This is a genomic window from Erwinia sp. MYb416 (assembly GCF_037479575.1).
Classification (GTDB): domain Bacteria; phylum Pseudomonadota; class Gammaproteobacteria; order Enterobacterales; family Enterobacteriaceae; genus Erwinia; species Erwinia rhapontici.
Genome location: NZ_JBBGYT010000438.1, coordinates 402,553 through 415,693 on the forward strand (window position 1 = coordinate 402,553; position 13,141 = coordinate 415,693).

A 13,141-nucleotide genomic window follows, 5' to 3' on the forward strand; every position below is an offset into this window, starting at 1 on the left:
CCGCCGATTATGACTGGCTGGCGACTTTCTGTTCAAAATCCCGCTGTACGATCGCCAGCGCAGCCAGAACGGTTTCTGGTGCAACATGATTTTCTTCCAACAGCATAATCAAATCGACGGCGAGTTTGATTTCTTCCGGCGCGGTTTCCAGTGACATACTTGCTCCTTATTTCTGAATGCAGACAATCAGCGGTCAGATACGTAAAATTTTGACGATACCCGTCATCACCAGTGCACCTATAAGTGAAGTCAGCATCGTATGTGGGTCGAGGGTGGCCAGCGTGCCGTTATTCATATAGGTACTGATATAGCCGCCAATCAACGCTCCCACGGCGGCAAGTACTAATGTGGGCACCAGCCCGCCCGGGCGGCCAGGAAAAAAATAGCGTGCAATAAAACCCACCAGAAGACCGATGATTATCCAGGAAATCAGACCCATTTTCGCTCTCCAGTTACAGGGCAATGTGACTATTATAGTCCCCGATTCGGCAGGGGATGAGACGAGGCTAGCTGCTACGTTCGCGATTTTCAATGGCGCGTTCAATTCGCTTGAGGGCTTGCAAACATCGCTGTAACCGTCCTTCCAGAGCAGCGACTTCCCGTTGCAACTGTTGCTGTTGTGCCAGGGTTTCCTGCACGGCCAGCAAACTCTCCCGGTCGATAATCATGGCACGTAAGCGACGTTCGAAATCCTGATGCTCGGCCAGTTTCTCATATAAATTCTCTTTGACCGGAACAGGGCGAGACTCGCTGCGACGCATTTTCTGCGTTGCCAGCTCACGTTGCAGGGCGCTCATCTGCATCACTACCCGTTCAGCCATCCAGGCCACGCTCTCCATACGGTTATCACGCACGCTTTGTTTCAGCTGTGCCATCGTCTGGCGAACTTCCAGTAAATAATCGCCCAGTCGGGTGGTGTGGCAGTGAAACAATTTAATATCGAAGCGTGCCTGTGCAGTGCGATTATTGGCATGAGGTTCCACGGCGTGCGCAAGTTGTTCGAGTTGCATATCGAGTTGTTGCAGTAAACCTGCGCTTTTCATCTTATTCTCCGTGGCGGTAATGCTCTGTATGATACCCTGATTCTGAGACATTTTTCCGGGTGTGCCATGCAACGTTATATTCTTATTGTTTTAGGCTGGCTTGCTGTGGTGTTAGCGACGTTGGGAGTGGTGTTGCCGTTGCTGCCCACCACGCCATTCTTACTGCTGGCCGCCTGGTGTTTTGCCCGTTCTTCACCGCGTTTTCATTACTGGCTGCTGCACCGCTCGGTATTTGGTCGATATTTGCGTCACTGGCAGCAACACCGGGCGATGCCTCCAGGTGCTAAGGGCAGGGCGATCCTGTTTATTCTGATCACTTTTGCTTTTTCGCTGTGGATGGTCAAGATCCTTTGGGTGCGTCTGTTACTGTTGGCGATCCTCTGCGCGCTGCTGGTCTTTATGATTCGTATACCCGTGGTTGATGAAGGGCAAGAAAAGCGGTGATTTTGCTTAACACGGTTGCAATTGTCCGGCGGTTTGCATAGATTTGGTCGTTTTCGTGCGCGGCTTCCCCTCAACGTCTGAATTTCACCCGGCAACCCTGCCGCAGAGTGGAATGAAGCTGCGCGAGTCAGATTTGTATTTACCAGGCATAACATTATGACCGCGACTGCGCAGCAGCTTGAATTGATTAAAAACAGTATCAAAAGCATCCCGGATTACCCAAAGCCGGGTATTCTCTTTCGTGACGTGACCAGCCTGCTGGAAGATCCGAAAGCGTTTGCATTGAGCATTGAACTGTTGGTTGAACGCTATCGTGACGCTGGCATCACCAAAGTAGTGGGCACTGAAGCGCGAGGGTTTTTGTTCGGTGCACCGGTTGCGCTAGGACTGGGAGTAGGTTTTGTGCCGGTACGTAAGCCGGGCAAACTGCCACGTAAAACCTTTGCTGAAACCTATGAGCTGGAATACGGCACAGACACGCTGGAACTGCACTGTGATGCGATTCAGCCGGGTGATATTGTTCTGGTGATCGATGACTTGCTGGCAACCGGTGGCACTATTGAAGCAACGGTGAAGCTGATTCGCCGTGCAGGTGGCAGCGTAAAAGACGCTGCATTTATCATTAACCTGTTTGATTTGACCGGCGAATCTCGCCTGAAAGCGCAGGGTATTGAAAGCTACAGCCTGGTGAACTTCCCCGGTCACTAAGCTTGATCAGGCCGGGTTAACCCCGGCCTTGTTACGACTCTCTTCTTTTTCCCGCTTTTCGCTTCCCGCCCCTTTATCAATACTAAAAATGCGCTCGCCCGCTGTTCGGCACGATTCGCGGCGAACGGTTGATTCTCTGCTCTAAAATACGACAGCCAACATCAAGCTGTGATTTCACAGGCGTCAGGGAAGAGTGAAATGAAAAAAACCATGACTGTATTGCTGTTTTTTCCCCTGCTTGCCGGGGCTGAAGACGTTGTTGCCAGCACCACACAAAAGCCGTTACAGCAGGCCTACCCACCGGAAAGCTTTAGCGGGCGGCATACTTTCACGCTGGGTTACACTGAAAGCCACATCTCACATTTCAAAGCCATGAAAGGGGTCAATGCGAAGTATCGCTATGAAATCCCGGAATTACCTCTGAGCGCGATGGTCTCTTTCAGCGGCATGAGCGGCAGGGGTAGCCAGAGTGTCGGAGGAAGCGATGCCCGAGAAGTGAAGCACCACCGCGTGCGTTACTATAGCCTGATGGTCGGGCCTGCCTGGCGGGCGACGAGCTGGGCCAGCCTTTACTTGCTGGGAGGGGCGGGCTGGGAAAGCAGCAGCAACCAGACTGACTACCATAACCCAGGCCGGGACAGTACCGGGCGCTATAAAATATTTGATGCGCGTTTTGCCTGGGGAGCAGGGGTGCAGTTCAACCTGATTGATAACGTAGCGGTGGATGTTGGCTACCAGGCCGGGCACGTGCAGAAAACGTCCAGCAACGGGTTTAATGTTGGGATAGGTTATCGATTCTGATGGGGATACGAAGAGTAGAAAGGGCAGCGAAGCTGCCCCTGATAATCATTAGAACGCGAACCTGATCCCGGCATAAATGGTGTTGTCGGTGATGTGCGATGACGCATTCAACTGATAGTTAAGACTGTAAGACAATGCGTCGTGCGACAGCTCAATGCCAATGTTACTGGTGAACACGGAATGATCGGTAATACTTGAATCGGTCATTGAGTAGCTGGCTTACTCGCCCGGAAGCCAGCTACGGCTTTTCGCTTTGACGTCCCCGCTGTTGCCGGTCCACGTCAGGTCCAGTAAAGGCTTAACCTGGTAGCCTTTACTGGCTGTGAACGTCCTGGACAGCGAAACGCCCAGCGGGAATGACCAGATTTTCTGTGAGTCACCCGCTGTTTCAAACATCGTTCCCAGCTCGTTATGCGTAGTAAAGGCCTCGCTTTTCAGTCGCGTATAATGTATTCCTGCATGTGGCGTCACATCGGCCAGTTTGTTATTCCACTGGTAACTGGCCGTGATACCACTGCTCAGCGCCCAGCTGTTCATTCTGGCCCGCAGCGACCCACCCTCAATCTCAGCCGGGCTTTGCTGTTTCATTCTGTTACGGCTGCCGGTGTAACTGACATCTGCCATCACATTCAGCGCGCCCCGTTGCCAACTGCTGTAGAGTGAGCTTCCCCAAAAGTTGAAGTCATTACGCGTTGGGCTCACGTTTCCATGGCTGGTACTTTTGCCCCCGCCCGTATTCAGCGCCATACCGGTAGTCATCATGCCGAAGTCGCCGGCATCAAAACGGAAATCACTCCCTAATGCCAGTCCACCGAGATTTGCAGAAGAGCGAGCCTGCCAACGTCCTGAAGAAAACCCATGAGAACGGCTGTTATCAGACAGCAGCGTCGCCCATAGATTAACGCCTGTCGCAGCCTGTGCCCCGGGCATTGATGCAATGCCAGAGAGATGATGCTCAACCGCATGACGAGCCGCTGACAGCGCCATAAAGGTGCTGTGCTGGACACCCACCACAGAGGCGATATGTAATGCTGACTGCACGACTTTACTGGCGAGAACCTCTTCGCGGATATAACGAATATCCATCGACTGCGAAATAAAGCGCTGGCCTGCATCGTCAGAGTGAGTATTAACACCCTGCGTTTTAGCCATATTGGCCATCAGGTCCTGTGTGTCCGGTGGCAAAAGCGGCTGGCTGGTCTGTGCAGCGGTCAGATGATGGGCATTGCCCTCCACGCTGCTGCCCATCTTAAACAGACGGCTACTGCTGGTAATATTCTGCTGCTGCCAGAAACCCTCCGTCGTATTGCCTCCTTCGCTGGCGATGAAGCGTTCCCCCGTTTTGAGATTGTCATCGGTGATGACCAGCATTTTCGCCGTCAGGGCCACGCTCCCGTCCCCGATCAGCAGGGCGTATGAACCCTGGTCCACGTAGGTTTTTGCGGAAACGATCGTCAGTGATGCATCATCGAATCGATTGAGATGTCTGTCGCTACCAATACTCCAGTGCAGATCCGGGCTGGACAAATCGACGGTTTCACCTGCTGCAATAGCCAGCGTTCCGGCAAACGGTTCAGACTGCTGCTGTGTCATCCATCCGGCGCCTTGCTGCCAGAGTTCAGCGTTCAGTTCACGTGTTCCGATAATCGCGGTGCCTTTGCCCATGACATCCATCTGCCCTCGTGAGGCATCAAGGTGCGTACTGGCAAACATTCCACCGTTAACGCGTAGTGAACCGGAGCGCAACCCGGTATTGTCGGCCGTGAAGATGCCGCCAGTTTGCAGGTACTGGTTTTCACTACCGTAGCGGGTGTCTGCCTGGCCGATGGTTAAGCTGTCTGCGGTGTAGTTACCGCTTTCGATGGTGAGCTGCCCATTGCCCGCCAGGCCTGATTCATTCTCCTGTCCGCCATCGTTGCCGCCGAGCACGATATCAGTAGCGATATGGCCACTACTGTTTTTAAACAGAGCAGAACCGGTGCCCCCATTGCCACCCTTGCCACCCTTGCCACCGAGACCTGGACCAGTGCCGCCAGAAGTGGTGCCGCTAGTTCCTGCCTGGCTGCCGTTCCCCCCCAGCTGGAGGAAGCTGCTATTGGTGATATGACTATCCTCAACATTCAAGGTGCCGCTGCCCCCGTGACCGCCTGCACCTCCCTGGCCACCGATAGCATCGGATGCGCTATTACCACCAGCCCCACCACGTTCTCCATCAGCCCCAAGCGTTATCGAATGAATAGAAAGGTGGCTGGTAGCGATGTTGATGGTTGCGTTTCCGCCATCACCACCAATGGCACCTGTACCACCATCCCCTCCTGCGCCGCCAATACCACCGATACCGGACAATGATGCGCCATTGAGGCCGGTTTCTCCGCCATTACCGCCGCGAGAACCCTGGCCGCCAGCCCCCCCTGCCTGCAGGTTGTTTTTGACTGTTAAATCGGCATTGTTCAGGCTCAGTTCAGCATAGCCACCTTGCGCTCCGTTGCCGCCGTTGCTTCCCGCGGCACCGGCACCCCCGTCTCCGCCGTTGCCACCGCGACCTGCGGTCCCCCCGATGCCGCCCTGACCACCCAGGCCACCGCTGCTGGCCAGTCCGTCAGAGCCGTTCTCACCTTGAATGCCATCCTGGCCCCGGGAGCCCGCGCTGCCACCGTCGCCCCCCCGGCCCCCCGCAGCCCCGTTACTGGCAGCGCCTGCCTTTCCACCCGTGCCGCCAAGTAGGATCGTGTCAGCATAAAAATTACCGTTAGTCAGCGTGAGTTCTGCGTTTCCCCCGCTTGCAGCCTGAGCGCCTTGGCCACCGAGTGATCCTGACGCACCTGCGGCACCGAGGCCGCCTGCAGCACCCGCTGCTCCATCGCCACCTCTGCCGCCGTTACCACCATAGCCGTCGATATCGGTGTTGCTCCCTGCGCCGCCCTGTCCGCCATCGCCAGCGTTGCCGCCGCTCCCCCCTTTGCCGCCCATTCCTCCAGCACTTCCCGCGGAGGCCTGACCCGCCACACCGCCATCTCCGCCATTCCCCCCCAGAGTGACTGAACCCAAGGAGGTATCATCACCCTCGACGATCAGTGTTCCTGATCCCCCCGCCTGACCCGAAGAACCATCACTTCCCTGGGGGCCGCGAGTGCCACTGGTGCCATTCGTTGCCAATCCGGCTGGTGATCCCGGGTTGCCATTGCCACCGGCAGAGGAGCTACCGTTCTGGCCATCGTAGCCATCACCACCGTTGCCCCCGTTACTTCCATTACCTGCACTGCCGCTCTGGCCTGCATCGGCGCCATCACCGCCGTTACCACCTTTATCTCCTTGCGTAATAGTGTGACGTCCTGTCATCTCGCTGAGGGGCTGGGTTTCGTTCGTGCCAGGTGCAGCGGCAGCCGATGCAAGAGGGATGGCGCTGAATATCGGCAGTGAGAGCAAGGCCAGTGTAGAAATGGAAGAACGCAGACGGTGCTTTTTAAGCGGAAGATCCACGAGCTGTTTAGCTGTTGTATGTTTCATAAATTAATCCGTTAATCAGTGGAGATCCTTGTGGCGCTGCAATTTTTTGAAAAAAAGGCGGCACCAATTCGCCGGAAAATGGAAACCCGGATGATTGCGTATCAGAGGCGTGGTGAACGTTTTTGCACTGTTATTCCTTTAATGCTGGGAGAAAGCACATCCTGTGCTTTTGCGGAAAACATGGGCAATTTGCCACATACTTCGGAGGGGGAAATTAGCATTTCGTGTTACGTGTAGCGGTAAAACGATTTTTGGATATTTTATGAATTGATGGGTTTTATTCACCCGTTTTCATCGAAAAAGAGCAAGTCTGCGTGGCAAAATAAGCGTGTAACAGCATGGCGACAGGTAGACCTTCTGTTATAGTACCTTCCCTTAATCCGCTTATTGGCCGTGAACACGGTTGATCTTGCCGATACTCGTCAACAGGCTAAACTGCGGTTTATCACGGTTTGGGTAAGTAATTTTTTAAAAAATGATGAAGTCTTAATGAGCTATCAGGTACTGGCCCGCAAGTGGCGTCCGCAAGCGTTTACTGAGGTTGTCGGTCAGCAACATGTTCTGACCGCGCTGGCTAATGGTTTGTCCCTTGGCCGCATCCATCACGCTTATCTTTTTTCTGGCACCCGTGGCGTCGGAAAAACCACCATCGCCCGTCTACTGGCAAAAGGACTGAACTGTGAAACAGGCATTACCGCTACCCCTTGTGGGAAGTGTGATAACTGCCGTGAAATTGAGCAGGGCCGTTTTGTCGACTTGATTGAAATTGACGCAGCTTCCCGAACTAAAGTGGAAGATACGCGCGATCTGCTGGATAACGTGCAGTACGCTCCGGCACGTGGCCGCTTTAAAGTTTACCTGATCGATGAAGTCCACATGCTCTCGCGTCACAGCTTTAACGCGCTGTTGAAAACGCTGGAAGAACCACCAGAACATGTAAAATTTTTGCTGGCGACCACCGACCCGCAAAAACTGCCGGTAACGATTTTATCGCGCTGTCTGCAATTCCATTTGAAAGCGCTGGATCAGGAGCAGATCCGTGGTCAGCTTGAGCATGTATTGCAAGCTGAGCAGATCAGTGCTGAAACCCGCGCATTGCAATTACTGGCACGCGCTGCTGACGGCAGTATGCGTGATGCGCTGAGCCTGACCGATCAGGCAATTGCGATGGGGCAGGGGCAGGTAACGACCTCCACGGTTAATGACATGCTGGGCACGCTAGACGATGAACAGCCACTGGCGTTGATCGAAGCATTGGTCCATGCCGATGGTGCAGAAGTCATGGCGTTGCTCAACCAGGCCGCTGCGCGGGGTGTGGAGTGGGAAGCGCTGCTGGTAGAAATGCTTACGCTGCTGCATCGTGTGGCAATGATTCAACTACTGCCTTCTGCGCTGGGCGACGATATGGCCGCCATTGAACAGCGGTTGCGTGAACTGGCACGGGTACTTCCGCCCGCAGATGTTCAGCTTTATTACCAGACGCTGCTAGTTGGCCGCAAAGAGTTGCCGCTGGCACCGGACCGCCGTATGGGTGTGGAAATGACGCTGCTGCGCGCACTGGCTTTTCACCCCAAAGCCGTGATCGCTGACCCGGTTGCACGCCCAACCATGGCATTACAGACCCCGGCAGCACCCTCAGCAGAGCCTGTACCCCATACGGCATCGGCGTCCCCGATTCAGGACGCGCCACCACCTCACCAGGGATTATCTGACTCTACCAGCCAGCTCCTACAGGCGCGAACGCAACTGCTGCGCCATCAGGGGGCGAGTAAGCCAAAAAAGACTGAGCCGGCAGCGCAGGGTGCGCGGCCGGCAAGTTCGGCACTGGAGCGTCTTGCTGCGGTTACCGAACGCGGGCAGCAACGTCTGCAACAGGCAGCGGCAGAAGCGGTTCCTGTAAAAGAAGAGGCGTATCGCTGGAAAGCGCAAAACCCAACGGAAGTGAAGGCAGAAGCGGTTGCAACGCCAAAGGCGCTTCGTACGGCACTGGAACATGAGAAGAATCCTGAGCTGATGGTGAAGCTGGTGGCGGAATCGCTAGAACGCGACCCGTGGGCTGGCGAAATTGCGGTGCTGGTCATACCAAAACTGGTTCAACAGCTTGCGTTAAATGCCTGGAAAGAGCAGACCGAGAGTGGTATTTGCCTGCATTTGCGTTCCAGCCAGCGTCACCTGAATTCCCCTTCTGCGCAAAAAGCGCTAAATGATGCCTTGAATGCTGCTGCCGGGCACCCCATTGAATTAACCGTGGTGGAAGATGATAATCCTTCGGTGCTGACACCGTTGGAATGGCGGCAAAAAATTTATGAAGAGAAGCTGGCGCAGGCGCGTCAGTCGATTATCACTGATACTCATATTCAGACGCTGCGTCGGTTTTTCGATGCCGATGTGGATGAAGAAAGTATCCGACCTGTTTAACCCGCCGCATCGCAGTTACGTTGATGCGGCCTGAGCTGAAGAGAGAGAACTTATGTTTGGTAAAGCCGGATTGGGCAACCTGATGAAGCAGGCCCAGCAAATGCAGGATAAAATGGCCCAGGTGCAGGAAGAGATTGCTGCCATGGAAGTGACCGGTGAATCAGGCGCAGGCCTGGTGAAAGTCACCATCAACGGCGCTCACAATTGCCGTCGTGTGGAAGTAGACCCAAGCCTGCTGGAAGATGACAAAGACATGCTGGAAGACCTGGTGGCTGCGGCCTTCAACGATGCGGCGCGCCGCGTTGCTGAAACCCAGAAAGAGAAAATGGCGGCGGTATCAAGCGGTATGCAGTTGCCACCTGGCTTCAAGATGCCATTCTGATGCAAACCAGCCCACTCCTTGAAACATTAATGGAGTCGCTGCGTTGCCTGCCAGGCGTTGGGCCGAAGTCGGCGCAGCGCATGGCGTTCCAGCTGTTACAGCGTGACCGCAGCGGTGGCATGCGTCTGGCACAGGCGCTGACGCGGGCGATGTCGGAAATCGGCCATTGTTCTGATTGCCGTACTTTCACCGAGCAGGAAATCTGCACCATCTGCGCCAACCCACGACGGCAGCAGAATGGATTGATCTGCGTGGTGGAAAGCCCGGCGGATATCCATGCCATTGAACAGACCGGGCAGTTTGCCGGGCGTTACTTTGTGCTGATGGGGCATCTGTCACCGCTGGATGGCATCGGGCCGAATGATATTGGCCTCGACCGCCTGGAACAGCGTCTGGAAAAAGAGACGATTGTTGAAGTTATCCTCGCCACCAACCCAACGGTGGAAGGGGAGGCGACCGCTAACTACATTGCCAGCCTGTGTGAACAGTATGGCGTGGAAGCCAGCCGTATTGCTCACGGTGTTCCCGTGGGCGGAGAGCTGGAAATGGTTGACGGTACGACGCTTTCGCACTCACTGGCCGGGCGTCAAAAGTTTAAATTCTGAGCAATCAACGGCACGAGTCCTTCGTGCCGTCTTGAAATCCTTTATGTCACCCCCATTTAATACCTCAACGTTCATCATCTGTTTTTTAGTTGAGGGTAGCAATGACCATGAAAGGACAAGAGACACGTGGCTTCCAGTCAGAGGTAAAACAGCTTCTGCACCTGATGATCCATTCACTCTATTCAAACAAAGAAATCTTCCTGCGTGAGTTAATCTCTAACGCTTCAGATGCTGCTGATAAGCTGCGCTTCCGCGCGTTATCCACCCCGGATCTCTATGAAGGTGATGGCGAACTGCGTGTACGCGTCTCTGTCGACAAGGAAAATCGTACGCTGACGCTGAGTGATAACGGCATCGGTATGCGTCGTGATGAAGTCATTGAAAATCTCGGTACCATTGCGAAATCTGGCACCAAATCTTTCCTTGAATCGCTGGGTTCTGACCAGGCGAAAGACAGCCAGTTGATCGGTCAGTTCGGTGTTGGCTTCTATTCTGCGTTTATTGTCGCCGATAAAGTCTCCGTACGGACTCGCGCCGCAGGCGCTGCCGCGTCAGAAGGTGTGTTCTGGGAGTCAGCCGGTGAAGGTGAATACACCATCGCCGACATTGAAAAAGCCGATCGCGGCACCGAAATCACTCTGCATCTGCGCGAAGGCGAAGATGAGTTCCTCGATGCCTGGCGCGTGCGCAGCATCATCAGCAAATACTCAGACCACATTGCACTGCCGGTTGAGATCGAAACCCACAATGAAGAAGACAACACCACCACGTGGGAAAAAATCAACAAGGCGCAGGCGCTGTGGACGCGCAACAAGTCTGAGATCAGTGCTGACGAATACAAAGAGTTCTACAAACATGTCGCCCATGACTTCACCGATCCGCTGACGTGGAGCCACAACCGGGTAGAAGGCAAGCAGGAGTACACCAGCCTGCTCTATATCCCTGCCCAGGCGCCGTGGGATATGTGGAACCGTGACCACAAACATGGGCTGAAACTGTACGTGCAGCGCGTGTTCATCATGGACGATGCCGAACAGTTTATGCCGAACTATCTGCGCTTCGTCAAAGGGCTGATTGACTCTAACGATCTGCCGCTGAACGTCTCGCGTGAAATCCTGCAGGACAGCCGCATAACTCAGAGCCTGCGCGGTGCGCTGACCAAGCGTTCACTGCAAATGCTGGAAAAAGTGGCGAAAGATGACGAGGAAAAATACCAGTCATTCTGGCAGCAGTTTGGTCTGGTCCTGAAAGAAGGCCCGGCAGAAGACAGCAGCAATGCTGAAACCATCGCGAAACTGCTGCGTTTTGCCAGCACCAGCAGCGAAGGCCCGGCGCAAACCGTGTCGCTGGAAGACTATGTCAGCCGCATGGTGGAAGGGCAGGAGAAGATTTACTACATCACTGCCGACAGCTATGCCGCCGCGAAAAGCAGCCCGCACCTGGAGCTGTTCCGTAAGAAAGGTATCGAGGTTCTGTTACTCTCCGATCGTATCGACGAATGGATGATGAGCTACCTGACTGAGTTTGACGGGAAAGCCTTCCAGTCAGTGAGCAAAGCGGATGACGCGTTAAGCAAACTGGCTGATGAAGAAACCGAAGAGCAGAAAGAGGCGGAAAAAGCGCTGGAGCCGTTCGTAGAACGTGTGAAAACGCTGCTGGGTGAGCGCGTCAAGGAGGTGCGTCTGACACACCGTCTGACCGATACTCCGGCCATCGTCACCACTGAAGCTAACGAAATGACCACTCAGATGGCAAAACTGTTTGCTGCTGCGGGTCAGGACGTGCCTGAGGTGAAATATCTGTTTGAGCTGAATCCAGACCATGCGCTGGTGAAACGTGCTGCCGATACTCAGGACGAAGCTCGCTTTGCCGAGTGGATTGAGCTGCTGCTGGAGCAGGCACTGCTGGCAGAGAAGGGATCGCTGGAGGATCCTAACCAGTTTATCCGCCGTATGAATCAGCTGCTGCTGGGATAACGAGCCACGGGCGAGGCATGCCTCGCCCCTACGCTATGCCGTGATGCTGTATCGGGCGAGGCGTGCCTCACCTCTACGCTATGCTGCGATATTGTCTCGGGCGAGGCGTGCGTTATGCCGCAATAATCTGTAGGGGTCGGGCATGCCCGACCCTGTTTTATTCCCGTAAACACCAACGCAATGGGTTATTCAACATATACTCCCGCACGTTAGACAACTCATCCTTGTCGCGAATCACCCGATCCCAATATCCTCGCTGCCATACCGTTAACCCCACATGTATTCGACGTACTCTATTCGTCACTGCCGATTTATAGCTGCCCACGAGTGTCGCGACCGAAAACTGATACCTCTCCGGTATCACTAAGATACAGTGCAGATGGTGGGGCATAATGATACTGCTGTCGATCTGGCAACCGGGAAAATGGTGAGGTAATGCGTAAAGATAGTCCCGGGCGATGATACCGTATGGATTAAGATAGCTGCGGCACTCTAAGCAGTGGCCGAACAGTGGCCTTCTTTGCTGACAGCACAGTGTCAGATAGTAGTATCCGGGCTGGCGATAATCGTAGTGTTTAAGGCGCAGAGATTTCCTTTGTTGCATGACATCCTCCTTTTTTGGGAGCATATCAGTACCGGATATATTGCGTATTTTCGGAGTAAATATTGTCATTACGGCTCGCAAAAAAACGGGCGAGGCATGCCTCATCCCTACGATATACCGCGATGCTGTATCGGGCGAGGCATGCCTCACCCCTACGATATACCGCGATGCTGTATCGGGCGAGGCATGCCTCACCCCTACGATATACCGCGATGCTGTATCGGGCGAGGCATGCCTCACCCCTACGATATACCGCGATGCTGTATCGGGCGAGGCATGCCTCACCCCTACGATATACCGCGATGCTGTATCGGGCGAGGCATGCCTCACCCCTACGATATACCGCGATGCTGTATCGGGCGAGGCATGCCTCACCCCTACGATATACCGCGATGCTGTATCGGGCGAGGCATGCCTCACCCCTACGATATACCGCGATGCTGTATCGGGCGAGGCATGCCTCACCCCTACGATATACCGCGATGCTGTATCGGGCGAGGCATGCCTCACCCCTACGATATACCGCGATGCTGTATCGGGCGAGGCATGCCTCACCCCTACGATATACCGCGATGCTGTATCGGGCGAGGCATGCCTCACCCCTACGATATACCGCGATGCTGTATCGGGCGAGGCATGCCTCACCCCTACGA

The 13,141-nt window shown here is 54.6% G+C and carries 12 protein-coding genes and 1 other annotated feature; of the genes, 7 read left to right on the plus strand and 5 right to left on the minus strand.

The annotated features are described in order from the left end of the window. Nucleotides 1–7 precede the first annotated feature (7 nt). From rsmS to priC, 3 genes are all read right to left on the minus strand, one after another. Nucleotides 8–157, minus strand: coding sequence for a pleiotropic regulatory protein RsmS (gene rsmS, locus WH277_RS11355; RefSeq protein ID WP_133845750.1), 150 nt, complete (start codon nucleotides 155–157; stop codon nucleotides 8–10). Nucleotides 158–193: 36 nt separating this feature from the next. Further along, nucleotides 194–439, minus strand: coding sequence for a GlsB/YeaQ/YmgE family stress response membrane protein (locus WH277_RS11360; protein ID WP_133845749.1), 246 nt, complete (start codon nucleotides 437–439; stop codon nucleotides 194–196). A 67-nt stretch (nucleotides 440–506) separates the two neighbouring features. After that, a complete protein-coding gene (gene priC, locus WH277_RS11365) occupies nucleotides 507–1,043 on the minus strand; it encodes a primosomal replication protein PriC (protein ID WP_133845748.1) in 537 nt (178 codons plus the stop codon). Nucleotides 1,044–1,109: 66 nt separating this feature from the next. On the opposite strand from priC, the gene WH277_RS11370 reads away from it, so the two are divergent. The 3 genes from WH277_RS11370 to WH277_RS11380 all read left to right on the plus strand — a co-directional run bounded on the left by WH277_RS11370 (nucleotide 1,110) and on the right by WH277_RS11380 (nucleotide 2,996). Beyond that, complete coding sequence (locus WH277_RS11370) at nucleotides 1,110–1,487, plus strand: DUF454 family protein (protein WP_133845747.1); 378 nt, start codon at nucleotides 1,110–1,112, stop codon at nucleotides 1,485–1,487. 156 nt (nucleotides 1,488–1,643) lie between these two features. Next, nucleotides 1,644–2,195, plus strand: coding sequence for an adenine phosphoribosyltransferase (gene apt, locus WH277_RS11375; protein WP_133845746.1), 552 nt, complete (start codon nucleotides 1,644–1,646; stop codon nucleotides 2,193–2,195). 198 nt (nucleotides 2,196–2,393) lie between these two features. Continuing rightward, a complete protein-coding gene (locus tag WH277_RS11380; RefSeq protein WP_133845745.1) occupies nucleotides 2,394–2,996 on the plus strand; it encodes an Ail/Lom family outer membrane beta-barrel protein in 603 nt (200 codons plus the stop codon). 48 nt (nucleotides 2,997–3,044) lie between these two features. On the opposite strand, the gene WH277_RS11385 is transcribed toward WH277_RS11380, so the two are convergent. Together WH277_RS11385 and WH277_RS11390 are read right to left on the minus strand one after the other, a co-directional pair. Continuing rightward, complete coding sequence (locus WH277_RS11385) at nucleotides 3,045–3,203, minus strand: hypothetical protein (RefSeq protein ID WP_339505687.1); 159 nt, start codon at nucleotides 3,201–3,203, stop codon at nucleotides 3,045–3,047. 12 nt (nucleotides 3,204–3,215) lie between these two features. Further along, nucleotides 3,216–6,503 (minus strand): autotransporter outer membrane beta-barrel domain-containing protein, encoded by a 3,288-nt coding sequence (locus tag WH277_RS11390; RefSeq protein WP_339505688.1) that lies wholly within the window; start codon nucleotides 6,501–6,503, stop codon nucleotides 3,216–3,218. A 489-nt stretch (nucleotides 6,504–6,992) separates the two neighbouring features. Between WH277_RS11390 and dnaX the strand changes: the two genes are divergently transcribed. The 4 genes from dnaX to htpG all read left to right on the plus strand — a co-directional run bounded on the left by dnaX (nucleotide 6,993) and on the right by htpG (nucleotide 11,884). Next, the gene (gene dnaX / locus WH277_RS11395; RefSeq protein ID WP_133845743.1) at nucleotides 6,993–8,921 is read left to right on the plus strand and encodes a DNA polymerase III subunit gamma/tau; all 1,929 of its coding nucleotides are present in this window, start codon (nucleotides 6,993–6,995) and stop codon (nucleotides 8,919–8,921) included. Beyond that, nucleotides 8,260–8,321 (plus strand) — a sequence feature (DnaX frameshifting element). Its footprint overlaps the gene before it by 62 nt. Before the next feature lie 52 nt (nucleotides 8,922–8,973). After that, nucleotides 8,974–9,303 (plus strand): YbaB/EbfC family nucleoid-associated protein, encoded by a 330-nt coding sequence (locus tag WH277_RS11400; RefSeq protein WP_017799391.1) that lies wholly within the window; start codon nucleotides 8,974–8,976, stop codon nucleotides 9,301–9,303. Further along, the gene (gene recR / locus WH277_RS11405; protein WP_133845742.1) at nucleotides 9,303–9,908 is read left to right on the plus strand and encodes a recombination mediator RecR; all 606 of its coding nucleotides are present in this window, start codon (nucleotides 9,303–9,305) and stop codon (nucleotides 9,906–9,908) included. Before WH277_RS11400 ends, recR begins: the two co-directional genes overlap by 1 nt. Before the next feature lie 101 nt (nucleotides 9,909–10,009). After that, a complete protein-coding gene (htpG, locus tag WH277_RS11410) occupies nucleotides 10,010–11,884 on the plus strand; it encodes a molecular chaperone HtpG (protein ID WP_133845741.1) in 1,875 nt (624 codons plus the stop codon). Nucleotides 11,885–13,141 lie beyond the last annotated feature (1,257 nt).